Source organism: Vibrio sp. R10-SG3-ISO10, from assembly GCF_059834185.1.
Genome location: NZ_JCBDHG010000002.1, coordinates 310,548 through 334,301, shown reverse-complemented (window position 1 = coordinate 334,301; position 23,754 = coordinate 310,548). Strand labels below are relative to the sequence as shown.

General features: G+C 43.3%; 25 protein-coding genes. 14 read left to right on the top strand and 11 right to left on the bottom strand.

All coding sequences use genetic code 11. From position 1 onward, the window contains the following. Nucleotides 1–53 precede the first annotated feature (53 nt). Nucleotides 54–491, bottom strand: coding sequence for a hypothetical protein (locus tag AC6R16_RS02300; RefSeq protein WP_500673448.1), 438 nt, complete (start codon nucleotides 489–491; stop codon nucleotides 54–56). Then, nucleotides 491–967, bottom strand: coding sequence for an OsmC family protein (locus tag AC6R16_RS02295; protein ID WP_500673447.1), 477 nt, complete (start codon nucleotides 965–967; stop codon nucleotides 491–493). Before AC6R16_RS02295 ends, AC6R16_RS02300 begins: the two co-directional genes overlap by 1 nt. 218 nt (nucleotides 968–1,185) lie before the next feature. Here AC6R16_RS02295 and AC6R16_RS02290 point away from each other — a divergent pair, with 218 nt between their 5' ends. Beyond that, entirely contained in the window at nucleotides 1,186–1,614 is a 429-nt protein-coding gene (locus AC6R16_RS02290) for a hypothetical protein (RefSeq protein WP_500641278.1), read from the top strand. 66 nt (nucleotides 1,615–1,680) lie between these two features. Here AC6R16_RS02290 and AC6R16_RS02285 read toward each other — a convergent pair whose 3' ends face one another. The 3 genes from AC6R16_RS02285 to AC6R16_RS02275 all read right to left on the bottom strand — a co-directional run bounded on the left by AC6R16_RS02285 (nucleotide 1,681) and on the right by AC6R16_RS02275 (nucleotide 4,724). After that, nucleotides 1,681–2,433: a substrate-binding periplasmic protein gene (locus AC6R16_RS02285; protein ID WP_500641277.1), complete on the bottom strand. Its 753-nt coding sequence runs from the start codon at nucleotides 2,431–2,433 to the stop codon at nucleotides 1,681–1,683. Between the two features lie 121 nt (nucleotides 2,434–2,554). Beyond that, nucleotides 2,555–4,234, bottom strand: coding sequence for an RluA family pseudouridine synthase (locus AC6R16_RS02280; protein ID WP_500673446.1), 1,680 nt, complete (start codon nucleotides 4,232–4,234; stop codon nucleotides 2,555–2,557). An 88-nt stretch (nucleotides 4,235–4,322) separates the two neighbouring features. Continuing rightward, the gene (locus AC6R16_RS02275; protein ID WP_500673445.1) at nucleotides 4,323–4,724 is read right to left on the bottom strand and encodes a hypothetical protein; all 402 of its coding nucleotides are present in this window, start codon (nucleotides 4,722–4,724) and stop codon (nucleotides 4,323–4,325) included. 151 nt (nucleotides 4,725–4,875) lie between these two features. On the opposite strand from AC6R16_RS02275, the gene AC6R16_RS02270 reads away from it, so the two are divergent. Then, on the top strand, nucleotides 4,876–5,745 hold the full coding sequence (locus AC6R16_RS02270) for a LysR family transcriptional regulator (RefSeq protein WP_500673444.1): 870 nt from the start codon (nucleotides 4,876–4,878) through the stop codon (nucleotides 5,743–5,745). A gap of 48 nt (nucleotides 5,746–5,793) precedes the next feature. On the opposite strand, the gene AC6R16_RS02265 is transcribed toward AC6R16_RS02270, so the two are convergent. Continuing rightward, nucleotides 5,794–6,567 carry a siderophore-interacting protein gene (locus tag AC6R16_RS02265; RefSeq protein ID WP_500673443.1) on the bottom strand — a complete coding sequence of 258 codons (774 nt, stop codon included), beginning with the start codon at nucleotides 6,565–6,567 and terminating at the stop codon, nucleotides 5,794–5,796. Nucleotides 6,568–6,660: 93 nt separating this feature from the next. Then, on the bottom strand, nucleotides 6,661–7,245 hold the full coding sequence (locus AC6R16_RS02260) for a LysE family translocator (RefSeq protein ID WP_500673442.1): 585 nt from the start codon (nucleotides 7,243–7,245) through the stop codon (nucleotides 6,661–6,663). Between the two features lie 145 nt (nucleotides 7,246–7,390). Here AC6R16_RS02260 and AC6R16_RS02255 point away from each other — a divergent pair, with 145 nt between their 5' ends. The 4 genes from AC6R16_RS02255 to AC6R16_RS02240 all read left to right on the top strand — a co-directional run bounded on the left by AC6R16_RS02255 (nucleotide 7,391) and on the right by AC6R16_RS02240 (nucleotide 12,429). Further along, complete coding sequence (locus AC6R16_RS02255) at nucleotides 7,391–7,831, top strand: Lrp/AsnC family transcriptional regulator (protein ID WP_004746945.1); 441 nt, start codon at nucleotides 7,391–7,393, stop codon at nucleotides 7,829–7,831. Between the two features lie 200 nt (nucleotides 7,832–8,031). Beyond that, a complete protein-coding gene (locus AC6R16_RS02250) occupies nucleotides 8,032–9,027 on the top strand; it encodes a porin (protein ID WP_500673441.1) in 996 nt (331 codons plus the stop codon). 275 nt (nucleotides 9,028–9,302) lie between these two features. Then, nucleotides 9,303–10,931 carry a methyl-accepting chemotaxis protein gene (locus AC6R16_RS02245; protein WP_500673440.1) on the top strand — a complete coding sequence of 543 codons (1,629 nt, stop codon included), beginning with the start codon at nucleotides 9,303–9,305 and terminating at the stop codon, nucleotides 10,929–10,931. A gap of 454 nt (nucleotides 10,932–11,385) precedes the next feature. Continuing rightward, nucleotides 11,386–12,429 carry a GMP reductase gene (locus tag AC6R16_RS02240; protein WP_004746952.1) on the top strand — a complete coding sequence of 348 codons (1,044 nt, stop codon included), beginning with the start codon at nucleotides 11,386–11,388 and terminating at the stop codon, nucleotides 12,427–12,429. Nucleotides 12,430–12,552: 123 nt separating this feature from the next. Here AC6R16_RS02240 and AC6R16_RS02235 read toward each other — a convergent pair whose 3' ends face one another. Next, complete coding sequence (locus AC6R16_RS02235) at nucleotides 12,553–13,584, bottom strand: phage integrase (protein ID WP_500673439.1); 1,032 nt, start codon at nucleotides 13,582–13,584, stop codon at nucleotides 12,553–12,555. 120 nt (nucleotides 13,585–13,704) lie between these two features. On the opposite strand from AC6R16_RS02235, the gene AC6R16_RS02230 reads away from it, so the two are divergent. Continuing rightward, nucleotides 13,705–14,946 (top strand): YDG/SRA domain-containing protein, encoded by a 1,242-nt coding sequence (locus AC6R16_RS02230; RefSeq protein ID WP_500673438.1) that lies wholly within the window; start codon nucleotides 13,705–13,707, stop codon nucleotides 14,944–14,946. A 198-nt stretch (nucleotides 14,947–15,144) separates the two neighbouring features. On the opposite strand, the gene AC6R16_RS02225 is transcribed toward AC6R16_RS02230, so the two are convergent. Both AC6R16_RS02225 and AC6R16_RS02220 read right to left on the bottom strand, forming a co-directional pair. Then, a complete protein-coding gene (locus AC6R16_RS02225; RefSeq protein ID WP_500673437.1) occupies nucleotides 15,145–18,495 on the bottom strand; it encodes a COR domain-containing protein in 3,351 nt (1,116 codons plus the stop codon). Next, nucleotides 18,495–19,121: a phage repressor protein CI gene (locus tag AC6R16_RS02220; protein WP_500673436.1), complete on the bottom strand. Its 627-nt coding sequence runs from the start codon at nucleotides 19,119–19,121 to the stop codon at nucleotides 18,495–18,497. Before AC6R16_RS02220 ends, AC6R16_RS02225 begins: the two co-directional genes overlap by 1 nt. Nucleotides 19,122–19,209: 88 nt before the next feature. On the opposite strand from AC6R16_RS02220, the gene AC6R16_RS02215 reads away from it, so the two are divergent. From AC6R16_RS02215 to AC6R16_RS02190, 6 genes are all read left to right on the top strand, one after another. Continuing rightward, nucleotides 19,210–19,422: a hypothetical protein gene (locus AC6R16_RS02215; protein WP_019275486.1), complete on the top strand. Its 213-nt coding sequence runs from the start codon at nucleotides 19,210–19,212 to the stop codon at nucleotides 19,420–19,422. Nucleotides 19,423–19,489: 67 nt separating this feature from the next. Then, nucleotides 19,490–20,029 (top strand): phage regulatory CII family protein, encoded by a 540-nt coding sequence (locus tag AC6R16_RS02210; protein WP_500673435.1) that lies wholly within the window; start codon nucleotides 19,490–19,492, stop codon nucleotides 20,027–20,029. 28 nt (nucleotides 20,030–20,057) lie between these two features. Then, nucleotides 20,058–20,270: a hypothetical protein gene (locus AC6R16_RS02205; protein WP_500673434.1), complete on the top strand. Its 213-nt coding sequence runs from the start codon at nucleotides 20,058–20,060 to the stop codon at nucleotides 20,268–20,270. Further along, entirely contained in the window at nucleotides 20,258–20,485 is a 228-nt protein-coding gene (locus tag AC6R16_RS02200; RefSeq protein ID WP_500673433.1) for a hypothetical protein, read from the top strand. The genes AC6R16_RS02205 and AC6R16_RS02200 overlap by 13 nt, the downstream gene beginning before the upstream one ends. After that, complete coding sequence (locus AC6R16_RS02195; RefSeq protein ID WP_500673432.1) at nucleotides 20,482–20,757, top strand: hypothetical protein; 276 nt, start codon at nucleotides 20,482–20,484, stop codon at nucleotides 20,755–20,757. Before AC6R16_RS02200 ends, AC6R16_RS02195 begins: the two co-directional genes overlap by 4 nt. 95 nt (nucleotides 20,758–20,852) lie before the next feature. Further along, nucleotides 20,853–21,299, top strand: coding sequence for a DUF3850 domain-containing protein (locus AC6R16_RS02190; protein ID WP_500673431.1), 447 nt, complete (start codon nucleotides 20,853–20,855; stop codon nucleotides 21,297–21,299). A gap of 180 nt (nucleotides 21,300–21,479) precedes the next feature. Here AC6R16_RS02190 and AC6R16_RS02185 read toward each other — a convergent pair whose 3' ends face one another. Continuing rightward, complete coding sequence (locus AC6R16_RS02185; protein WP_500673430.1) at nucleotides 21,480–21,821, bottom strand: hypothetical protein; 342 nt, start codon at nucleotides 21,819–21,821, stop codon at nucleotides 21,480–21,482. 93 nt (nucleotides 21,822–21,914) lie between these two features. On the opposite strand from AC6R16_RS02185, the gene AC6R16_RS02180 reads away from it, so the two are divergent. Further along, nucleotides 21,915–23,744, top strand: coding sequence for a replication endonuclease (locus AC6R16_RS02180; protein ID WP_500673429.1), 1,830 nt, complete (start codon nucleotides 21,915–21,917; stop codon nucleotides 23,742–23,744). Nucleotides 23,745–23,754: the final 10 nt, after the last annotated feature.

Here is a 23,754-nt window from a genome sequence, read left to right as displayed (position 1 = left end):
GGGGGAGAACCCCATAGTTGCAGCAGAGTGTAGCATGAAGAAGGGGGGGACAATTAGCTTTGTTTTTCCAGATACCAACTGCCTTTGCAGATACCGTTTTTCAAATGCCACTCGCCGGAGATTCGGTTACCGCTCGCCTTGCCTGTAAAACGGTAATCCCACTGATTATTGGTAGCGTAGAGTACAAGTCTGCCTTCGCTTGATTCTATCCAGCCTTTTAATGGTGTGCCATTGTAAGTCAAAATGAATTGAGCAAATCCTTCAGCTACGGTGCCAGTGATAGTGGTCTTTGAGCACATATTGTTGCCGCTTACGTCGACTCTTCGACCTATCCATTGTCCATCAAACTCGTGTGAAACAGTAAAATCTGGTTGTGAAGGCAATTTAGGGAAAGTATCTGGATTGTTTGAACCGAAAAGTTTTGATTGTTGACCTACAACGACAAAGATACCGAAGCCGATAAAGGTAGCGATAAGAAATAGTTTCTTCATTAGTGGCCCATTTGGACAATTTCGGTTGTGATATCTGTTGTCACGGAGTTTGCGATAAAGCAGTGTTGATGTGCTAGGTGATGTAGCTTTTCGAGTTGTTCCAAGGAGGGTTGCTTTTCACCTTTAAAGTCGATCTTCGGGCGCAGTATGACTTGTGTGACGGAGCTTCTACCTGATGAGTCTTCTTCGAGAAAACCTACGGCCTCATCGGTATAGCTGTCTATGATGTAGCGGCGTTTCGCAGCAATGCCAAGAAAGGTCAGCATATGACAACTTGAAATGGAGGCGATAAAGGCTTCTTCTGGGTCGACGTTTTCTTCTACCGACAGAGGGAGTGGAATGACATGGGGTGATGATGAAGCAGGTACAGTGATTCCACCATCAAAATGCCATGTATGGGCGCGACTGTATTGATTGTCGTTGAAGGCTTCACTTGGGCCACGTTGCCACTTTACCGCAGCGCTAAACTTGGACATCACTTTCATTCCTTTTGGTCGCTCATTCCGCCAATAGATTGTCTTACACGATAGAATGACTAGGTAGAAGCGTTGCCACTTAAAAATTGAGCGTGCCTCACAGGAATTGCACTGAGAGCTTGGCTTATTAATGATTTTTCATCGCTATGTTTTATCGTTGAGGTGTTTTATAATTCAATGAATAAAATTCCTTAATATGTCATGCAGGAAAACAATCAATGGGTAAGAGCCACAAACAGTTTTACCTAGAAGTGGTAGGCAAACAGCTATTTGTTTTGATCATAGCTGCACCATTAATGTATCAGCTGACTTTTGAAGCGATGCAGGAAATGGAAAAGGGTAACCAGTCTGCGATATTGGCTGTGATTGGTTTATTGATGGCGGCAGCGATTGTTGGGGTTTTTGAAGCAACCTACCAAAAGACCCAGTTGGCTTTTCCAGTTCATCGCTACTTGGTTCATTTGACTAAAGCGCTGCTCTTTATCGGTATTACAGAGTTGATGCTGTTGGCCGTCGCCGCGATAGGGACCACGTATCATGTTTTTGATGATCCGCTGCTTTGGGCTCTTATTCCTATCTATCTCGCGCTATATCTATATGACTGGTGGGACGCGATTGCGGCTTCGTCTCGTGACAATATCTGCTGATTAGTCGTTAACAGCGAGAAGCTCTATACCATGCTAGAGCTTCTCTTTTATAGGTGAATGCATCCATTACTGTTTGTATTTACCTTCAATTGAAGCTTGTCTGTATTGCTCAAGCTTACCTTCGGCTTCTAATTTGGCTAGTCCGCGATTAAAGGCGTCTAACAGTTCTTGGCTACGTGGCGAGTTTTTTGAAATGATCACGAAGTAGTCTCGCTCTGTAAGCATCTTAGCATTGGGTTCAATCGTGCCAGTAAGGCCAAGCTTGGTCACTGTTTCCATACCGACATCCATGTCTTCCAAAACTACATCTAAACGACCAGCTTTGAGCTTTTTATAGTTGTTTTCAGCGCTTGCGATACGCTGTATTTTGACCGTTCCAGCTTTTTCTAGATCTTCAATACCATAGGCATAGCCGGTAACACCCCCGATTTTTAATGACGACAGATCTTCTCGGTTACTCCAAGTGACGGGTTTGCCTTTTTGTTGAAATAGTGCGGTACTCAGAGTAATAACAGGGTTGGAATAGAGGAAGTGCTGCTCACGGTCTGGGTTTTTACTCCAAATAAGAGAGCCGTCATAGTTACCCGCTTTTGCTTCTTCAAAACCTCGTTTCCAAGGCATGTAGTCAAACTCTACGGTGTAACCTTCAGCTTCGAAAGCTTCCCGTACAATTTGCGTGATAAATCCCCCTTGTTTGAGCGACTTAGATTGATAAGGGGCCCACTCGCCATTAGCAAGCTTAACCGTATTTGCATAAGAAATGTGAGAGACAGAAAGGGCAAAGATTAAAGCGATGAGCTTGAAGCTTTGTTTGAGCATAGTGCAATCCTCTAGAGAATGTCAGTATCTAAAGAATAGTTGCTGATATTCATATCACCAACGAAAGGTTGATGATATTCATATCACCAACGAAAGGTTGATGATATGAATCAACGAAAGTTTAGAAGCTCTCAGGTGCTTCGAAGGTCATAGGTTGTTTTGAGTAGGGATGTTCGAGCTCCAATCGCTCGGCATGCAAATGCAATCGCTCTGCTTTTTCGCCATACAAGGTGTCGCCAACCATAGGCAGGTTAAGTCCTAAGTGGTGAGCACAATGTACTCGGAGTTGATGAGTACGACCCGTTTTAGGGTACATGTAGAGTTTGCTTCTACCATTGATTGTAGAAATTTCCTCCCAGTAGGTTTGCGCGGGCTTACCGTGCTCAAAGCAGACCAATTGGCGAGGGCGATCGACCGGGTCACCACGCATTGGCAGATCTATTTCACCACTAGACTCAGAGACTGCTCCTTCAAGTAAAGCGACGTAACGTTTTTGCACGCTGCGAGAGATAAACTGCTTTTGCAAACTTTTATTGGCGCGCTTGGTTAAGGCAAACACCAGTAAACCAGACGTTGCCATATCAAGTCTATGGATGACGAAAGGCCCTTCGACATCAGGGTAACGCTCTTGAAGTCGGGTGTAGGCCGAATCTGTGATGGTTTTTCCCGGTACAGATAGCAACCCAGAAGGCTTATTGACGATAACCATCGCGTCATCTTCAAATAAGATCTCTAGTTCTTTATCTTCCGCCCAATTTTCTTCGAGAGGATTGTCGTCAACCAACATGCCTTCAAGCATATGTCCAAGGATCGGCTGGCATTTACTGTTACACGAAGGATAGAACTTAGTGTGCTGACGAATTTCAGATTTGGGTGAAACGCCCCACCAAAACTCAGCCAGTGCTAGCGGCTTAAAACCATGCTTAAAGGCGTAGTGGAGTAGCTTAGGTGCTGCACATTCACCTGCTCCTGCTGGTGGAACAGGAGAGGTAGTGGGTGCAAAGATTGATTTTAGAGACCGTTCTTCAGCGCGAATGTTTAAGAAACGGTATTGCTCAAAAAGCTTGTTCTGCAAAGCATTAGAGAGTTGTTTACGTTTCTCTTTTAAGGCGTTGAGTGACATTGTCAGTTCATTTAGTTTTGAGCTGACGCTAGCGATTTTCTCTTCCCACTCTAACTTTAAGTACTTAAGGACGTTTTTCTCAGCGACACTTTGTTTACTCAATTCAATGAGTAGGGCATCAAGTTGGCTAGAGTCGAGGTTGGCTTCGCCTTGTTTTCTCTGTTCTTTTCGCTTAGCGCGCCCTTCAATAATCGCGTCACGTTGCTCTTGCTCTGCCTCTGCATAACCTTGTTCCAGTTGACTTAATGCTTCTTTAAGCTGCAAAAATTCTGGGTTGGATTGCTCTACTTTAACTGCTTGATTGAGCTCAGTGATCTCAGCGAGATCTGTTCGAAAGAAGCTCTCTTCCGCTAACATATCAAACACAGGTGGAACAAAACCGGGCAATAAATTTTGATCGGCGATTTTGCCAGAAAACGCAGAGAAATAGCCTATTTCGCCTTCAGGAGACTGAACAAGCAGCACACCGAACATCTTACCCGTGCCTTCTGGGTTACCATCAATACCAAAGTCATGATGCCAAGCTTGTTGTACAGTAAGGTGGCGCTGCAGCTGCTGCGCAGCTAGGACACACAGAGGGTGAGGCTGGTAGTAAAAAGGAAAGGTAAACTTCTCGGGTAGTGGATACGATTGGATATCACTATCGAAATGAGTGAAAAGCTGGTTTGGGTGGTGCATTAAAGTATTCACTACAGGTAAAATCAATTGGGCGTGATTCTACCTGTTTGTGAGCATATTTCTAGTTTAGAAAACTAAGCCACAGACCCTAGCGAACGTAATTAATCTGCGCCGAAATAAACCAGTGCTGAACCGTACCATTAGCTCTTTCAACCCAAAGGTCATTGTCTAATTGCTTCACACGACCATTAATCGTAATTGAAAGCTTGTTCTCATCCGTATGGTTTACTTTGATGAATGGGTCTGAAGTGATCAAAAACGGAGTTGCATCTTTTACCGAACTGTTTTCATCGATTAGAAAGAAGTGATTCAGTTTGCCATCTTCGGGTTTGGTCGAGATAGCCTTGTGGCCGATGAGCTTGAACCCCTCACCAACGGGTTGATTAAGAATTTCGCTACTGAGCCTGACATGGGTAGGGATAAAAACCCAAGCGAGAACAAGGGCAACAGTGACCAAGGCAGCGCCTAGAGAGATTTTGAGTTTCGACATGCTGTGTTATTGATATGTTTGGAACAGAAGCACATTTTAGCACAGTTCTTTACTCCAATTCGCGCTAGGCTTGGCGTTTTGCTAAGTGGTATTACTGTTACAGGTTTGCAATAATGACGTAGTTTAACAAGACAATATTACAGAAATCACTATGGCAAATTGGGAAGGAGTGAGCGAGTTTGTCGCAGTTGCAGAAACTCAATCTTTCACCTCTGCAGCAAAGAAGCTCGATACATCGGTCGCGCAAATAAGCCGTAAAGTCGCTCTGTTAGAAGAAAGACTGGCCGTTAAGCTGTTCAATCGTACCACACGTAGAGTCTCGGTAACGGAAGCTGGGCAACTCTATTATCAGCAGTGTAAGCATCTCGTCGAAGGTCTAGAACTGGCTGAACTTGCAGTCACTCAAATGCAGTCGACACCTAAAGGTTTGCTAAAGGTGACCGCTCCCGTCACCTTCGGTGAACAAAACCTCGCGCCATTGTTACACCAATTCTTAGAACTCTATCCACAAGTCGACTTAGAACTTATGTTGACCAACCAAAAGCTTGATTTGATCGAGGTAGGCGTTGATATTGCAATTCGTTTGGGGAAATTGCAGGATTCGAGCTTAATTGCCAAACGATTATCGAGTCGACAGTTGTATGTGTGTGCGAGTCCTAGCTATCTAGAAAGGTACGGCGAGCCACATACTTTATCCGAACTTAGCCATCGTCAGTGTCTTGTCGGGTCAGTTGATTACTGGCGTTTTCGTGATTCTAAAAGTGAAAAATCGATACGGGTTTCAGGAAGAATACATTGTAACTCGGGCTACGCACTGCTTGATGCAGCAAAGCGAGGGCTTGGATTAGTGCAGCTCCCGGATCACTATGTGAAAGAAGCGCTAGAGGCCGGAGAATTAGTCGAGGTGCTTTCAGAGTATCGTGATGAGCGAGAGGGGATTTGGGCACTTTACCCGCAAAACCGAAATCTCTCACCAAAAGTACGCTTACTGATCGACTTCTTGGCGGAGAACTTTGATTAAGACCAAGAGAAGGCGTCTCTTGGTCTTATTGCATGGTAAAACCTTGAATTAAGCTTCTTGCTCTTCAGCGTCTTGGCGCTTAATCACTTTGTGTCCGTCTTCTGAAACACCTTGTTTCCAGTAGCTGCTAATGTAGATGTTTTCGCGCTCGACTTCTTTCTCGTTGCGGAAGTACTGACGCAGCGCACGCATTGAGTCGAACTCACATGCACACCAAACGGATGCTCTACCAGTCAACCAAGGCAGATCGCGAACCGCTTGTGCCAAGTCATCATTCTCAAAGATCCATTTGACTTCAAAATGCTCTGGGGCTTCGATGGGTTGAATATCTTGCTCAGAGATAACTTTAATCACAGCGTAGCCTTTTGCATCAGCTGGGAGACGTCGAATCTTAGCTGATAGGGCAGGTAGGGCTGTCATGTCTGCGGTCATGAAGAACCAATCCGCGTCTGTGCTCATATCTTGTATGGTGCCAGGGCCGGCAATATGAATGGAATCACCAACCTGAGCCTTCATTGCCCAGCGCGCAGCAAAACCGCATTTAAGGTCATGAGTGATGTGTTTAACAAAGTCGACCTCAATGGTTCCCGCTTGCTCGTCAAACTTACGAATAGTGTAAGTACGCATCACTGGGCGCTCATCGCCTGATAACTGTTGTGGGTCAGTGTCACCAGAAGGCGTAAACAATAGCTTGATGTAGCCACCCTCACAGTTGTTTGGAAACTCTTTTAGCGCATCACTTTGAAAGGTAATGCGCTGCATGTTTGGCGTGACAGATTCGGTTGAAGATATGGTAACGTGCTTTGGTGATGGCTTTTTCATGTGCTAACCCGAGAATTGTTCTTGTTCTCATCTAGGTTAACAGCACACAACAGAGTTAGATAGTATCTTTAACCAAATTTACATTCCTGACATCTATATCATCGGCAGTGTGGAGCCAACCAATAAGACAGCCATCAAGATATTGAAGCTTCGGATGCGTAAAGCGCTTGTTAGCCAACGTTGAAGCTCTCGGCCAGCCAAAATCCAAAATGAACCCGATGGGAAGTTGACCAATAAAAAGGTCGTTGAAATGATCAGTAGTTCAATCCATCCGCCACCATTGCTATATAGAGTGACGGAACTTAGCGCCATAGACCAACCTTTTGGGTTTACCCACTGAAAACTGGCTGCCCCTAGGAATGTCATAGGGCGAAAATTATCGACGTCTTTTGCTTGTCCACTTAGCGCGATTTTAACTGCTAAATAGGCAAGATAAGCCAAGCTGACATACTTCAATACAAGGTGGGCGATTGGATACGCTTCAAACACCGCTGACAAGCCAAGCCCGACAAGCAAGACCATAAATGCAAAACCAAATGCGATTCCGCACATGTGAGGTAACGTACGCATATAGCCAACATTGGCGCCTGAAGTCATCAGCATTAAGTTATTTGGCCCCGGTGTAAAGGTCGAGACAAAGGCAAATATCACAAGAGCAGTGAGTTGTTCGAATTCCATGAGATGTCCTATTTCTATCGTGAAAGCAATAATATTGCGTAGTAACGCTTGTCTTGACCGGTCAACCACTATATTAGGTGGAATAGTGCGCAATTATGTGTTTTTATTCGAATGACTAGGACTAATTGCGCAATAAAGGTGAGAAATGGATAAGTTCGACGAAAGAATATTGCAAGAACTCAAAAGAGACGGAAGAATCTCCAATGTCGAGTTAGCAGAGCGTATTGGTTTATCAGCTTCTGCCACGCTTAGGCGCGTCCAAGATCTTGAAAAACGCGAGGTGATTAAAGGTTATCGAGTCATGCTTGATAATAGCCAACTTGGTGTCGGCTTTGTCGCCTATGTCTCTATCGGCCTTGCCAGTCATCGAAAACAAGCCCAGCTAGAGTTCGAAGAACACGTCAGATTCGTTGATGAAGTCGTTGAGTGCCACAACATCACAGGCGCTAATGAGTATTTACTTCGAGTTGAGACCAAAGACTTACCAAGCTACAAGAAGTTTCATGCCGACGTATTAGGTGAGTGCGCTCAAGTACAGTCTATCACTACTATGGTGGTCATGGATTCACCCAAAGACGAGCGCTAAGCTTGTTACCAACACAATTATATTGCGTCTTTATTAAAATTAACTGATTGATTTTGTTTATTTTACTGTAATGAACCATAAATATAATCGACATTTAATCGTAATGGATTAGCAATCAAAACGTCATTCTGTCCATCTAATTTATCTCGCATCAACAGTTCGAGCACAGAAGCTCATTCTAAATGTAAAGGGTAAATAAGATGAAAAAAGCAGTGGCAGCGTCTGCAGTATTTGCAGCACTTGTATCGGGTTCTTCACTTGCAGCGACAGTGTACAAAGCTGATGGTACTGAGCTGAAAGTCGGTGGCCGCGTAGAGTTTCGTGGTGACTTCATTGGCACAAGCAAAGGTGCAGAGATTAAAGGCACGATGGACGATAGCACTCGTGCACGTCTAAACCTCAAAGGCAAATCTGAGATTACTGAGGACATGTCAGCGTTTGGTGTCTATGAAGCTGAGCAAGATACAGATAAAGATGAGTTTGAAAACCGTTACATGTATGCAGGTCTAGACTTTGATGGCCACGCACTGTCGTTTGGTCGTCAAGACATGGCTGCCGTTATCGTATCGGATCTGACAGATATCTCGGAGTTTTCTGGTGTTCAGCAGGTGATTAACTCTGCAAGCGACAAAGAAGACAGCGTGTTTGCTTACCGTGGTGCATTCGATGCGTTTCAACTTCAAGCCACTTACCAAGCAAATAGCGATGAAGACACTGACGGTTACAGCATCTCAGGTCTTTATTCAGCGCCGTTTGGTTTAGATGTTGGTCTAGCGTTCTCAGGTGCTGATCTAGGTAAAGGAAACGGTAGCCAAAACCAGATCCTTGGTGGCCTAGGTTATACACTAGACGCACTTTACCTAGGCGCGACTTACTCAGTAGGTGACCTAGATGACAAAGCAACAGGCACAAGCGATAAAGAGTTTAAAGCGCTTGAGGTTGCTGCGAAATACAAATTTACAAAACAGTTCTCTGCTGCGGTGGTTTACACCAATCAAGAAAACGAAGCGGCAAGTGGCACTAAAGCGGATGCGACGGATGGTGTAGAAGTCGTGGGTTACTACAAGTTCAACGGTAACTTCCGAACTTATGTTTCTTACTTCTCCAACGGTATTAAGTCGACAGATGCTGATGCAGACGGCTTTAAGGACACGGGTGAAGATACGCTTCGTTTAGGTGTGCGTTACGATTTCTAATCACAGAGTTGCCTGAAATTCTGTCCCATTGGCCAAGCATTAGCTTGGCCTTTTTTGTTCTATATCAAAGAGGTTGCTATTCAGTTAATTTATAAATCAATTGCATATGGATGATAAGTTTCTGTTGTAAAACTGAAGCTTACAAGATAAATCAATGCGAACTAAGCAGAATTCAAATGTGACTTCGATCACGCCTTGTGCTAGAGTTCGCGCACTTTATCTATGGGAATCTTCCCACTTCAAGGATGAGTCCAACGACTTGAATGAGAAAAATAATGCAATTGTCCCTTAAAAATTTGTCTATTCGAACACAGGTATTAGTACCTGTTATCTTCACAACGTTCGCGCTATTTATCGCATTGTGGATCACCAAAAGTAATCTAGAGGCAGAGCAAGAAATTATCAGCTCTAACACAGATTCCCTCGTGTATTACAAAGACACCTTGGCAAAAATAGATGATCAAGTTTATCCGTTACGTATTAGTGCGGTGTATGCCATTTACGATGATTCTCGCCGCCAAGTGTTTTTGAACGAACTTAAAACAAGTTTAAAAGAGATTCAAAAAGATCTCGACTTGATGGCTAGTCGCGACACATTCAGAGATGAAGTACGAGTGGTGCGCCGTGCTATTGAAGATTACGTACAATACTCTCACCGAGCAGTGGAGCTGTTTTCACAAAGAGACAGCGGCCAAGTGAGCGCGCAAGAGTACAACAGCTTTATCGCTAAGTATCGTGACTCTGGCAATCAAATGGTCGGCGCCATTAATACTTTATCTGCACAAGTTAATGAGTTCGCGACCGATGCCATGGAACATAGCGCTGAGCAAAACACAAAAGTTAAAAACATGGCAATGTACATGGTACTTACTGTTCTTGTTGCCTCTTTAGCTGTCGCTTGGGTACTTTCAGGCATGATTGTGAAACCAATCCTTCAACTGCAGAAAGTGATGCGTAAGCTAGCACATGGTGATCTTTCTGTTCGTGCTAAGGTCGATGGTGATAATGAAGTCTCTCAACTGAGTACTGATGTGAACCAAACCGCTGAGCAACTTCACAGCACGGTAGAAGAGTTAAGCCGTATTAGTGAGGAAGTCGCTTCCGCTTCTACTGAGTTAGCTGCCGTGATGACGCAAGCGCAAGCCAATGCTCAGCAAGAGCTAGCTGAGATTGAGCAAGTCGCATCTGCAGTCAACGAGCTTTCTAGCACCGCAGATAACGTAAGTGATAACGCTCAGATGGCAGACTCAACAGCACGTGAAGCCGATCAATTGGCTAAATCTGGCTTGGATATCTTTGAAGAGAGCAGTCAAGCAAGTGCTCAAATGGGCAATGCACTAAACGAAGCTGCGCAAGTTGTTCTAACTCTTAAAGAGCAGTCTGAACAAATCAATGATGTGATTGAAGTTATTCGCGGTGTTTCAGAGCAGACTAACCTTCTAGCACTAAACGCAGCAATTGAAGCAGCACGTGCGGGCGAATCTGGTCGTGGTTTTGCAGTGGTTGCGGATGAAGTTCGAATGCTGGCAGCAAGAACTCAAGAATCAACGGGCGAAATCCAAGCTATCATTGAAGAGCTACAGAAGCAGTCTGGTCTTGCTAACGATAGCATGCAGCTTAGCCTTGAAATGCTGGAGAAAAACAATGAGCTATCATTGCAAGCTAACAGCGCGCTACAGGGTATTACAGAGTCTGTAACGAATATTAATGATGCCAATACCCAAGTTGCAACCGCAGCAGAGCAGCAGTCTCAGGTCACGCAAGACATTAACCGCAACGTCGTGAATATGTCTGAGCTGGTTAATCAAAACGTTTCCGGCATTTGTCAGAGTGCAAGTGCGAGCAATGAGCTGTCTACGTTAGCAGAAAAACAGAAAGCTCAGCTTTCATTCTTTAAACTGTAATCAAACGCTTTAATTTCAAGAAGCAGCCATTTTCGGCTGCTTTTTTTGTATTTGCGTAAAAAATTTTGAAAATTCTTTTGACGAGAAAGGGTAAAAATTAGAGTTTAAAGGTGATTATTGACGAGTGAATCAACCAATCGATCAGAAGTTGGACAGCGTAAAGACGAAAAGGATTGCGCAAACGGTTAGCAAGCTTTGAGTTAAGTGATTGTTTTTAAGGGAGAAGAGCGAATAATTGCTGAGAAAGGAGTTACTTAGGTATGCAACTTAACCGAACTGTATCACAAAAAAATTGGAAATATCAGTCTTGCGGGAAATAAATCACGACCTATAATGCTGAAAACCGGAGCGTCTGCCAACGCTCCGGTTTTTTTGTGTCCGAAACTCAGTAAAGCGTCTGCCAACGTTTACCGAAAACGCACGACACGTAAATTTGCTTATAGGAAAATTTATCATGCGTATCGAACAAGAACTTAAGTTAGGCTTTAAAGATGTACTATTTCGCCCGAAGCGTTCTACTCTTAAAAGTCGTTCTCAAGTTGAATTAACCCGCGATTTTACATTCAAGCATAGTGGTCGTCAATGGTCTGGCACACCAGTAATTGCAGCAAACATGGATTCAGTCGGTAGCTTTGAAATGGCTAAGGCCCTAGCGGAACATGGTGTGATGACTGCAATTCACAAACATTACACCGTAGAGCAATGGGCTGACTTCGTGAAATCAGCGGATCAAAAAACACTAAATAACGTATTTGTTTCTACGGGGACTTCAGATGCTGATTTCGAAAAAACAAAAGAAATCATGGCGCTATCTGAAGAACTTATCTTCATCTGTATTGATATCGCGAACGGTTACTCTGAGCACTTAGTCGAGTACGTAGAAAAGGTACGTGCCGCATTCCCTAACAAAGTTATCTCTGCAGGTAACGTTGTAACTGGCGATATGTGTGAAGAGCTTATCCTAGCAGGTGCAGACATCGTGAAAGTGGGTATCGGCCCAGGTTCTGTATGTACAACTCGCGTTAAAACAGGTGTTGGTTATCCTCAGCTTTCTGCAATCATCGAATGTGGTGATGCTGCGCACGGCCTTGGCGGTATGATCATCGGTGACGGCGGTTGTTCATGTGCAGGTGATGTAGCAAAAGCCTTCGGTGGCGGCGCTGACTTCGTTATGCTAGGCGGTATGCTTGCAGGCCACGAGGAGTCAGGCGGCGAAGTGATCGAGCAAGACGGCAAAACTTTCATGAAGTTCTACGGCATGTCTTCACAGTCGGCAATGGACAAGCACTCTGGTGGTGTGGCGAAGTACCGCGCAGCTGAAGGAAAAACCGTACTATTGCCATACCGCGGCAGCGTTCATGGCACTATCTCAGATATCCTTGGTGGTGTTCGTTCAACTTGTACATACGTAGGCGCAGCAAAGCTTAAAGAGCTAACTAAGCGTACAACCTTCATCCGTGTACAAGAGCAAGAGAACAACGTTTTCGGTAAAGAGTAATTTCATAACTCTTCGGAAAATACGAAATATTAAGAGCCGCTTTTAGCGGCTCTTTTTTTGCCTGAAAATCGTAAAGTGGCGACAAAGTGGCGACAGCCAGCGAAAAATTTTTTGTGGCGACAACTACAAGTTAGCGAGTGGGTTGTGTGTGATAGCTTCCGATAGGTGATCTGGTGCGAAGTGCGCATAGCGCATTGTCATACTGATATCTGCATGGCCAAGGATATCTCGAAGGACAAGAATATTCCCCCCGTTCATCATAAAGTGGCTGGCGAATGAATGGCGAAGAACGTGCGAAGCCTGGCCAGAGGGTAGGGTAATGCCGAGCTTATTCTTAAGGATGTAGCAGAAGGGTGTGTAGCACTCTTCGAACAACTTAGCTGAGGTTGGCTTATAGATCTCGTGATAAAGCTCTTCAGAGATAGGTACAGAGCGATTCTTCTTAGTTTTAGTGTTGGTATAGGTGACTTTGTATTGAGTGAGCTGAGAGCCGTTAAGTTGCGCTGCCTCGTTCCAACGAGCTCCGGTGGCAAGGCAAAGCTTAACTATCTTGAGCATATCCTTTCTAGTGTGCAAGGCGACTAATTCCAATAGCAGGGCAATTTGCTCTTTATGTAAGAAAGCCATACTGCGCTCATGATCTTTAAAAGGCTTAACGTCCTCAATAGGGTTGGGGAGTTTCCATTCTCCCAGTTCCTTCAACTTACTGAAAACAGCCTTAAATCTAGCTAACTCAGAATTCAGCGTAGCGATACTCGGTGCGCCTTTTTGCCAACGGTCATCAACAAAGCTGATTTGCCCATGCATGCGCTGACTGCGAAAATCTGAATACAGCTTGGCATTAAGAAGGGTAGCTAGTGGGTTACCCATAGCATCACACATCTTTTGCAGCTTGCTATAAATTACAGATCCGTTAGCGAGCGTTGCACCATAGCGCGTAAACCAAATGTCGATAAGCTCAGATAGTCTTCTATGATCTGGCTTATCACCTTCCCAGGGCTTTTCCTCAACTTCACGCATGACAAACCGCTCGTAGGCAGCTGCTTCACCTTTTGTCGCGAAACGTTTTCTTACTCGTTTGCCTGAACGTCCGTTTGGATAGCATTCGCATAACCAAGGCTTTTTGGAACTGTCTTTTAAGTTGCGGATAGACATAACAAAAATCATGTAAACTGTATAAATAGACAGTAAATTGTTTTGAAACGTAATACAATGTTTGATATTGCTTATGAAGCACATTTAGTTGGACTGGTTGAATATAGTTAGGATGTCGTAATGAAGTATGAATTGGACGCGAGTAATCGTTTGAAAAACTTAATGCAGTTAGCTAGTCCTTTGAATAGTAACGATATAACAATTGCAATTGAACGATTTACAAACAATAACAGAGAAGCTGAAACTTATGCTGACTCTACAGGGTATGATTTGCTGTACAAAGGTGAGCGGTTTCCCCCTAAGGCTATTTTCGGGCTAGCTTTAAGTGCAATCCTTGATGAATCAATTTATTCACATCATTTCACCGGGGGACTTGGTAGTGAGTGTTTTAAGACATTGAATAGACTTGGGTTTGAGGTTGTTTCCAAGTCAGGGAAATCAGTGAGTGAGCTAGAATCAGATTCATCCAGTAAACCCAAGAATGAGACTAAAGGAACAAAGAGACCAATAATAATTGGTGACGTGCCAGGTTTTAATATTGGATATCACTTCGAAACAAGAAAGGAGATGATGCCTTCAAGCTTTCATCGAGTCTGGACGTCAGGTATAGACGGAAATGGGGCAGAAGGTACCGCAGCGATAGTGCTTTCAGGTGGTTACGTGGATGATGCAGACTATGGCGATGAGATCATTTATACCGGTGCCGGAGGTAATGAAGATGGAAAGCAGGTTAGGGATCAATCGTGGTCGCAAAAAGGAAATGCTGGTCTATTGAAGAGCATGGACCTGGGGTTGTCTGTTCGCGTAGTTCGTGGCCACAAGCATAAATCAGAGTTTTCTCCACAGAGTGGATACGTGTATTCAGGTTTATATAGAGTGGTGGATGCATGGGAGGAAAAGGGGAAAGAAGGCTTCAAGATATGTCGATTCCGTCTGGTTTACTCTGACCAAAATTCAGAGGTTGAAATCGCAGAACCGCGTTTAGACTACACCAAAAAACCAACAGAGCGCCGAGCGGGTACAGTACTGAGAATTGCTCGTGATACGGAAAAATCGCGACAAATTAAAGAGCTGTATTCATATAGATGCCAGGTTTGTGGTACCGCTATAAAAACTAAAAGTGGTTTCTATGCGGAGGGCGCACATATTAAACCTCTCGGTCGTCCGCATGATGGTGATGATAGTATTGATAACCTATTGTGCTTATGTCCAAACCATCACGTTATGTTCGATAAAGGCATTTTTGCTGTTACGGATGATTACGCGTTAATTGGTGAAGCTGAAGGTGAATTAACTCTCCACCAATCTCACTATATAAATCTAGAGAACTTTCGATATCATCGTAGTATCCATGGTTTTTAGTTATTCTGCTTCAGCCGAAGTTTTTTGCAAGCGGTAGCTTCCCCTTATGTAATGAGATGTCTTTGAACAATTTTTTGCGTCACGACTGTTGGGGAAAGTATTGAAATCACGGAGGATTTTAGATTTGTACTTAAAGTTGTGGACAGGTAAGAAAAAGGGAGGCGTTAGCCTCCCAATCTTCGACTTAAAGGTCTCTGATTAGAGCAGAATTTCGGGAACAATTGGCAGGCCAAAATAGCCAGCAACTTTGTTGTACTTTTTAGCCATATCTCTAACTTTGCTAATATTGCCGCCAAGAGACTCCACAGCTTCGCCGACGGGACCAACCTTATCTAGAGCGTTGTTTAAGAAGTCGCGAATTCTCATGAAGTGGCCAGTTTTGTCATCAGCTTCTTCTGCTTGTTCGATATCTTCAATTTCTTTAATTGACTTTTGAACTCGGTTGCATTCTTTAATGAACTTATCTCTGTCGACTTCGTTAATTAATTCATCTTCAGCGTCAGCTTTAAGATCTTCAAGTACATAATCAGCTGTTCCTTTAAAGCTTTTAAGCTCAATTTTAATATCAACTTCTTGTGACTGAGTTGCTACTTGTGATTGTTCTGTACTATTCGAAGTGGTAACGTTGTTTACAACATCACCAGTTTTGACGTTAATATCGCCTTGTTTAACTTCAACACTCAATTTTATACCCTCGAGTAGCTTTTGTTTGGCAACCGAACTTTCGGTTTCCTCTCGTGATTCAATTCCACTAAGTAATTGATTCACAGGGAACTCTTCCATTAGTTTTCCACTAGTATAGGTGGGTTTGCCCATTACTTCTAGGCCAATTAACTCATCGTAGTCAACAAATTCAGTACTAGTGCTGTTTAGAGGCACCAGTTCTTTTACGCCTAAGGCTTTGGTATTGGGCTCGTTTAGTTTTCGAATTTCATGTCTGATAACAGAAAAGTAATCACGAGCTTGTCGGCCGACAACAGTGATCCTGAGTTCTCTCTCTACAGAGTACTCTTCAACAATAGCCTGCACATCAAGCTCTGTATCTGTCATGATAGCCCCAGTACGCCAACGTTTGTCGTCTGAGATTTGATGACTCATCCTAACGAGAAAATTGGGGATGATTGACGGAGGTAACAAGTTTTCGTACCGGAAAATGAAACGGATTATGTTTCCGTTTCGTTTAATTTCCTTCGACTTGATTTCTTTTGGTAACAAGCTAGGGACTAGAAATGTACCGCTGTTAGCATTCCCCACTCGGTGGCACAGCTCAAACTCGATCATTGACTCAATAATAAATCGAGCTTTGTTTACATACTTTCCGGGAAACTCTCGGTCTAGTTCCTTTTGTACATCAGCTTCTTTTATATAACCTTTTTTCCCTTCAAGAAACTTAGAGTTAATAAGAGTATATATCCCATCGGTGATCCAATGCGGGCTAAGAATACCCATGTCGAACCCGTCAAGCTTCTCAAAAGCAATGACTACACTCAAATCATGGAGCAAGTTACGTAATGTCATCTGAGCTTCAAAGTTGGTTACACCGTTAGCGTTACAGATGTCAGAGAACTGCGAAAGAGGTAAGTGGTCTCTTTCTTGGGATAGGCTTTTAATCTGGTCTTTAACTCTAATCCAGTTTTGCGCTAGTCTTACCTTACGCATCGGTAAAAGGCGTATTTGTTGGTTAATTAAATCTCTTACACGTTTAATATTATCTTTCGTCTTACACGAAACCGACTCTATGGAGACGAGGTTAGGATATTTCTCTTTAAGCTTACCTTCAGGAATATTGTTGCAGGTAAACATATCAGATTTGTTTCGAACGATAATGACTTTTGAATTTCCACCGAAGGTCTGTACTTGTTGAAGCCAATAATCGATCTTTTGCTCTTGATGTAAGTCTTCTTTACGATCGTTAATAACTAAAACATATACACATCTTCTTGATAGGAACAACTGGTGAGTAGCATGCATGATCTGCTGACCACCAAAATCCCAGATTGAGGCGTCAACAGAGTATCTATCATTGATAGGTACTCTGAATTTGTTGATATTAATTCCGTGGGTCGTCTCTTCCTCCGCATCAAAGTCTTCATTGTTTAATGCTTTCATTAGTGACGTTTTACCTACTTCCCCGTTGCCAAGGAATACGATTTTTGCTTCGTTTAACTCCTCTGTCTCACCAATCATTGATTCGAAATAAGGTTTGATTGCTTCGGTACCTCGCTCAATGATTTCAATTGGCGGAGAGATCAAAGGGTTGTTGCCAAGCGCAAGCACTCTTTGTTCTTCTTGATCTGAATGTCTTCGACCTTCTTTAGTCAGCAGAAATGCTTTTGAAACTTCTACAGGCACATCAATAATGTTATTTCTTTGAACGTTAACGTAATTCAGATGCTCTAAAAAGCACAAGGGAGCCAAACTAGTAATTTGGTTTGCACTCGCATTTAAGCTTTCAAGGTTTGGAAAGCAGTGGAGAAATTCTAAGTTTGAAACGTTTGTATTTTGTATTGTTAGTGACTTGAGATTTACCTGAGTCCAGGTTGGATCTATATCTTCAACTACTTTTTTTCCGATAATATCTAAGCCAACTAGGTTTGGAAGGTTGTGTAGTGTCGAGAGGTTAAATTGCATGCCAACTAGCGCGCTGTCTCTGATATGGAGCTGCTTCAACGTAGGTATAGGTTTAGTAATCGCTATTTGCGCGCTTTGACTTATATAAAGTGATCCTAAACATTGAGTATCAATATTTTCTAAAACGATGGGGGTGTCAGCCACACTTGTTACTGAAAGAAACCTAAGTGAAGGCCCTTTTGTTTGAGGTATTGTCGTGTCTATTTTACTGATCAATAACTTAATGTTCGGGCAGTTTTCAAGTTCATTCAAATTGACAGTCTGGTTAACTATTAGCGAGTCTAATTTGGGACAATTTAGCTCGCTAAGGTTATCGATGGAGTTGCCCTTTGTATCCAGGTCCTTCAAAGCTACAAGGCGATTTATTGAAGCGGCACTAATGACGCCATCACCTATTTTTTCTATCGTAACCTTTTCAATGTTACTTAAAGAACTAGTAAAGCCGTCGAGAGTGCACTCTACACTTTTTTGGATGGTTAACTCTTTTAAAAAAGGAAGAGCATTGTCAGTTGGAGTTTTAAAATGTAGTGGCCTTGAGTTGAAAGCTGCTTGAATTGATACCAAGTTACTTAGCTTAGCTAAGTGTCCCCAACTACTAATACTGTGAGTTATATGTATTAAATGAGGAATAAGGCCATTTTGTTCAAACCATAGTAAGTCAGCGTCAGTAAGCTTGGAGCTGCGGATCTCATACCCTTCAACGGAAATGACCTTTCTGTTTATGACTTTGATAGCTGCCGAACCGAAGTATCTGGTCTCAAGTATATCAAGAATATCGAGACTTTCATAAAATTCTACATCAACATATTTGAGTGTAAATTCGCACCCAATCACTTCCTCTAAATATTCTCGGAAACGCTCTAATGTCGCTTTTTCAAGTTCTGGTAGGCTTTCGATTAACTTAGTAAATTTTTCCACTACTTCTTCTCCATCACCAAAGCCACACGCCCAACAACCTTAACTTCATTCTCTTTAACAGTCAGAGTGGAGCCATTAAATCTGATCGCCAGTTTCTTGCCTGGTAAACGTTGTATTTCGTTTAGAGAGAGTAGGCCGTCCATATCAACTAGATATGTGCCGCTAACCGCTTGTAAATTGTTTTTATCTATAATGTAAGTGCAGCCGCTTTGACGAATAGCTATCGGATTTGATGCCTCAATCTCGTCTAGATATGCCTTGTCGAAGGTTAGTGTTTGGATGTTTTCTAACTTCCCGTTCTTAATGTTGAAAGAGTCAATGTCGAACAAAAACTTGGTTTCCATTTGTTCATTATCATTCTTATGAGAATCTCTGTTCGGAAATGGCTCGCCTTCACCTAGTGTTAACCATTTTAAAGAAACACCTGTGTACATGTGGGCTCGCAACACTACTTCGTATGGACAAAGCCCGCGTTTGTGCCAGGTTGCTATAGTAGAAGCAGAAACATCTAAACGGTCACCTAAGTCTCTAATAGTTTTCGTACCGAGAATTTCGTGAAGGCGATCTGTGACGAATTTCCCACCTTGATAATCAAAGGGGGTTAATTTGGCTTGATTTGTTCGCATATACGATCAATAATCCAATTCAAATGGACCGCGAGCTGCAACTCTAGCGTCCGATGTTAAACAATCAATAACTTACAAGGATACCACCATGCTTTCATATCAAGTAGTGCTAAATACGCCTTTCATGACCTATGACCAATACTCTCAGTTCTCTGGTATGCCTAAGCGCACCATTATGGACTGGGTTTCTGACGGTCGCCTGCCTATCAAAGCCAAGTCTAAGCCGAAGGAAACGCCGCTGATCAACATGGTTGCTTTGTTAGAAATGGCAACTCGTGAAGCAATGCAAAACCTCGGTTAAACAACGGTTTCTAAACCTTGGGTGGTTTTTCATTTTCATCTCCTTGGTATGCAAATGAGTATTGGCTATGAACGAAAGTGACTCAATGTGCGAATTTATTGGCACGAAACAATTGGCATTTAACGAAGCGTGTTGTGCATTTGCGAAGTCAGAGAATATGACCAAGCTGGCTGAAGGCACAGGTATGAGCCCAACAATGCTTCGCAACAAGCTCAACCCAGAGCAACCTCATGTCTTAACGTGTGTAGAGCTCATCGCGATTACTAAAGCCAGTGGCAATCACACCATAGTAAACAGCCTGCTTCTTGGGTTGGGTGTTGTTACTGCTCATATACCGCTTGATGCAACTGAAGAAACCTTTATCAAACGTGCATTAGAGAACTCGATTCACTCGGGTGACCTGTCTCAAATGGCGTTAGACCAAGCTGGAAACGTACGCTTAAGCCGTACAACCAAACACAACATTATTCAGAAAGCTCAAGCTAGCATTGGCAATCTTGTGCTTTTGATTAGTGATCTCGAAGAACGCACTAAAGGCGTGCCTCCCTTTTTAGCTATGGGAGTGGATTTTGTTGCCAACGGTGCGCCAGTCCCCGGACTGAGTTAACTGAAGAAAACAGAAAAGAAGTTTCAACATGATTACGATTGAACTCAACACTCTGGAAGAAGCTTTACACCTACAGAACGTCGCTGCGCTAAACGTCACCAAGTACCAAATGAACCCTGTCGAGGGGCAAGAGCGTCAGCAAAACTCAAACATTCGTCTTTGGCAAAATATCAGCCGTCAAGCAGGGCTTGCGATGAAGGCATTAGGCGCGCGTTCGGAGAATACCTCATGCAATACGTAGCCATTCGATTGTTTGGTGATGGTGCCATGAAGCGCCACGAACAAACTCAAGAGCCAGAAACAACGGCTCTTGGAGATTTCGATTCTTTAGACGATGCCGTAAGCCAAGCCTGCGAACAGCTTAAATGCAATCACGTTCGCCACGGAGTATTAAGCGAAGGCGAGGGGCAAGGCGGGTTTATCGTCGTCGACACACAGGAGCTTGCTGAGATATGAGTATCCAAACATTTACTGAACCTTGCCATTTACCCTGTCCGGATATGGCGGCTTACAGCTTAAACAAAGAACAGAAAGCCAAAGGGTTAGAAAATTTACAAGAAGTAAGAGCGAGCCTAAAAGAGAGGCGTTTAAATTCACTTCTGTCGCAGCGCGCAAAACTAGTCGCTCAAGGAGAAAACACCCATAGCTTAACGGAGCAGTTGAAACTCAAGCGGGAAATTAAACTTATTGACTTGGAAGCCAGCCGATTTAAACAACGCTGGAGTTAACCCCCCTTTTATACCTAGCCATTTGGCATTTTGCCTACGTCCTTATCCCTCTTTAGCAATATTGAGGGAGGGCTTTTTTATCCAAAATTTGAGGAATGAATATGAGTAAGGTACATGCAATTAAAATCCAGTCTGAACATTTTAGCGAAGTATTGGCTCACCGTAAGACACAAGAAGTTCGACTCAATGACCGAGATTATCAAACAGGCGATTGTTTAAACCTGCGAGAAATTGATCCAAACGGACAATTTACGGGCCAGGAAGTGAATGCTGAAGTTAGCCACGTTCTACATGGTGGGCAGTTCGGTATTGCTGAAGGTTGGTGCGTTTTATCCTTGAAGTGTGGGACTAAAGATTCCGCTTCTACCTTGATTGCGCTACTCCGCGATCGTCTTCAAGAGACCTGTGATTGTATCGACATGGGGCATGAGATTGTCCGAAAAGCTGGGCACCAGACTGATGATGCCGAGAGAACCGCGAACGATGCTCGGGAGTTCATCGACTTAGCTAACGACTTTCTTACCAAGATGGGTAAGGAGTAGATATGCAAACTTACATAGAAGGGCTGTTAGATATTGGCGGTCACTTGATTGTGACCACTCAGGAGTTGGGGGGTGATATGAGTTCTAGGCTTTCTATAAAAGAAGTAAAAACCTATGTGCGAAAGCACTATTTCAAATGTAGGGCGGAAGGATATGGATTTGAACACTTCTATATGGAGGTTAAGGGTTTTGTAGTAAGTAAACTCCATCAAAACCAGCCATAGGGGAAAATGAGCCTTTATTTAAATCAATGAAGCCCAGTTTAGTCAGTATTGAGTCGACCTCACTAAAACCACGTAAGCCATTGGCTTTTATTGTTCGAAATGGTGAGACATCCCTTGAGTCTGCGGGCTTTGCTTGAATGATAGCGAATGAATATGTAGGGCCATCAAACATGGAGTAGCCCAGTCGTTCTAAGGAATCTTCAATTTGCTGTTGTAAGTTTGAAATTGACTCTTCGATTCGCACGTCAAGAGTCTTAAGGAGCGAATCTTGAGGCTCCACTATAAGTTTGGTTTCCATAAGAGTCCTAAAACGTTGGTTAAAAGGTACATGTTTTAATATGCCACATGGTGAGTATGAACTGTAACCTGCTGATTCTAATTGAGGATAGCAATGAATCAAAGTGATGTAACACAAGCTTTGGATAAATTGGCGAGTAAGTCAGAAGCGGGTGAAATCATCCGCTATTCTGCGTTTACTCGCCGTTTCTTTCCTAGGCTACCGGCTCTCGTTCGTAACGATGTCATTAAGAAAGTCGTGAGCAGAAAACAGCGCAAAAACCCTACTAAAGAGAACTTAATCAGATCAGCAGAAGACGCAGTAAGGTTTGGCTTAAAGTTGGCTCCCTTCATTGAAGACAAATTCCCATTTGTCGATAGTCGTAATAAAGCCAAGTCTAAGCCTTTAACCCACGCCATCTTGATGCGTGATGATGCGATTCAAAAGCTTGCAAAAGAGTATGCAGATAAGTGCTCAGCTTTTCTGACTGATGAAGTCTCGACAGAGAAGTTTAGCTCTTATCTAGATGCTTTAGAGCATGTCTATAAACTTCAGCGAATCGAACTGCATAAGATCTACGTGCAGGCGCCTATCGTGAGTTTCAAGAAGAAGGACAAGAAGCCTACTGAACTAGAGCAAAATCTTCAGATCGCTATCTTGAAAATGCAGAACGAACAATGGATTGAAGGACGTTTGATTCATTTACGTGCTCAGTACATTGAGTTCGCGCAGATCGCCTTAGACCGTGTTGGTGATAGCAAACATCAACAGCCATACATCAGTACTTTGTCTTTCTCTAACTGGATGCAAAAGCAGCGTGAAGCAAGAGACTATCTAGAGTCTATGGCTGTCATGAATGAGGAGACAGGTGAAGCCTTCAATCTAGAAGAGGTTGTAAAGCGCACTACAGCAAATCCGGAAAACCGCCGAATTGAAATGATGGTTCGTTCTCGTGGTTTTGAAGAACTAGCGCAAGATTTGGGTTATACGGCTTTGTTTTTAACGTGGACACTACCAAGTAAGTACCACCGTAATTCATCTAAGTGGAATGGTTCGTCGGTCAAAGAAGGACACAAAGCTTTAATGAAAAAGTGGGCGATAGGTCGAGCTGAGTTAGCAAAATTAGACATTGATTACTTTGGTTTTCGTGTCGCGGAACCTCACAAAGATGCGACTAGCCATGCTCACTATTTTCTGTTTTGTGCTCCTGAACATAAAGAAAAAGTGATAGAGATACTCAGAGAGCGTGCAATATCTGAAGACAGAGAAGAGTTAGGGCGTGATACAACTAAACGATTTGATGTAAAAGAGGCCAACCCTAAGCAGGGAGGGGCGACAGCCTACATAGCTAAGTATGTATCTAAGAACATCAATGGTAGCCATATGCCAGAAAGTGAAGCTGAGCACTGGGCCTATCGAGCGAGAGCCTGGGCTTCAACTCATCGTATTCGTCAGTTTCAGCAATTTGGTGGGGAGCCTGTTTCCTTATGGCGGAATCTACGTCGTACGACTCCGGCACAAACCACTGTTGACCCTAAGTTAGAGGAACTAAGACAAGCGGCAGATTCTTCCAAGTGGTCACTGTTTTGCCAGCTTGCTAGCTCAGCCAAGATCGAGTATGAGGAGAAGCAGAACAAGTATGGCGAAACAACCAAGAAAGTCATTGGCTTTTCTTGGTTAGGTAAGTTGATCGAGACTTGTAGCGAGAACTACAGCTTGGTTAAGAAGAAAGACGTCAAGCGTCTTCAAGAAGCGCGGAGCGCTTCCCCTTGGAGCACTGAAAATAACTGTAACTCGCCGCTAATTGAGCAACTCAGGCGTATGACAGGATGGAGTTCACAAGGCGTAAAATGTCTTATTAGACCTCTGCAACTTGGTGCTAAAGTACCGATAGACAAATATGTATCCGTTCAGCTAAGAAATGGGCGGTTGTTATCGGTTTAGTTACAGGAGG

Bases quoted from the DNA above. Each gene is read 5' to 3' on its own strand.
- AC6R16_RS02200 (WP_500673433.1), top strand. From the start codon at position 20,258: ATGCAATACGTAGCCATTCGATTGTTTGGTGATGGTGCCATGAAGCGC.
- AC6R16_RS02245 (WP_500673440.1), top strand. From the start codon at position 9,303: ATGCAATTGTCCCTTAAAAATTTGTCTATTCGAACACAGGTATTAGTA.
- AC6R16_RS02215 (WP_019275486.1), top strand. From the start codon at position 19,210: ATGCTTTCATATCAAGTAGTGCTAAATACGCCTTTCATGACCTATGAC.
- AC6R16_RS02230 (WP_500673438.1), top strand. From the start codon at position 13,705: ATGAAGTATGAATTGGACGCGAGTAATCGTTTGAAAAACTTAATGCAG.
- AC6R16_RS02195 (WP_500673432.1), top strand. From the start codon at position 20,482: ATGAGTATCCAAACATTTACTGAACCTTGCCATTTACCCTGTCCGGAT.
- AC6R16_RS02205 (WP_500673434.1), top strand. From the start codon at position 20,058: ATGATTACGATTGAACTCAACACTCTGGAAGAAGCTTTACACCTACAG.
- AC6R16_RS02185 (WP_500673430.1), bottom strand. From the start codon at position 21,821: ATGGAAACCAAACTTATAGTGGAGCCTCAAGATTCGCTCCTTAAGACT.
- AC6R16_RS02285 (WP_500641277.1), bottom strand. From the start codon at position 2,433: ATGCTCAAACAAAGCTTCAAGCTCATCGCTTTAATCTTTGCCCTTTCT.
- AC6R16_RS02210 (WP_500673435.1), top strand. From the start codon at position 19,490: ATGAACGAAAGTGACTCAATGTGCGAATTTATTGGCACGAAACAATTG.
- AC6R16_RS02190 (WP_500673431.1), top strand. From the start codon at position 20,853: ATGAATATGAGTAAGGTACATGCAATTAAAATCCAGTCTGAACATTTT.
- AC6R16_RS02180 (WP_500673429.1), top strand. From the start codon at position 21,915: ATGAATCAAAGTGATGTAACACAAGCTTTGGATAAATTGGCGAGTAAG.
- AC6R16_RS02295 (WP_500673447.1), bottom strand. From the start codon at position 967: ATGTCCAAGTTTAGCGCTGCGGTAAAGTGGCAACGTGGCCCAAGTGAA.
- AC6R16_RS02235 (WP_500673439.1), bottom strand. From the start codon at position 13,584: ATGTCTATCCGCAACTTAAAAGACAGTTCCAAAAAGCCTTGGTTATGC.
- AC6R16_RS02290 (WP_500641278.1), top strand. From the start codon at position 1,186: ATGGGTAAGAGCCACAAACAGTTTTACCTAGAAGTGGTAGGCAAACAG.
- AC6R16_RS02300 (WP_500673448.1), bottom strand. From the start codon at position 491: ATGAAGAAACTATTTCTTATCGCTACCTTTATCGGCTTCGGTATCTTT.
- AC6R16_RS02280 (WP_500673446.1), bottom strand. From the start codon at position 4,234: ATGCACCACCCAAACCAGCTTTTCACTCATTTCGATAGTGATATCCAA.
- AC6R16_RS02265 (WP_500673443.1), bottom strand. From the start codon at position 6,567: ATGAAAAAGCCATCACCAAAGCACGTTACCATATCTTCAACCGAATCT.
- AC6R16_RS02260 (WP_500673442.1), bottom strand. From the start codon at position 7,245: ATGGAATTCGAACAACTCACTGCTCTTGTGATATTTGCCTTTGTCTCG.
- AC6R16_RS02270 (WP_500673444.1), top strand. From the start codon at position 4,876: ATGGCAAATTGGGAAGGAGTGAGCGAGTTTGTCGCAGTTGCAGAAACT.
- AC6R16_RS02220 (WP_500673436.1), bottom strand. From the start codon at position 19,121: ATGCGAACAAATCAAGCCAAATTAACCCCCTTTGATTATCAAGGTGGG.
- AC6R16_RS02240 (WP_004746952.1), top strand. From the start codon at position 11,386: ATGCGTATCGAACAAGAACTTAAGTTAGGCTTTAAAGATGTACTATTT.
- AC6R16_RS02255 (WP_004746945.1), top strand. From the start codon at position 7,391: ATGGATAAGTTCGACGAAAGAATATTGCAAGAACTCAAAAGAGACGGA.
- AC6R16_RS02275 (WP_500673445.1), bottom strand. From the start codon at position 4,724: ATGTCGAAACTCAAAATCTCTCTAGGCGCTGCCTTGGTCACTGTTGCC.
- AC6R16_RS02250 (WP_500673441.1), top strand. From the start codon at position 8,032: ATGAAAAAAGCAGTGGCAGCGTCTGCAGTATTTGCAGCACTTGTATCG.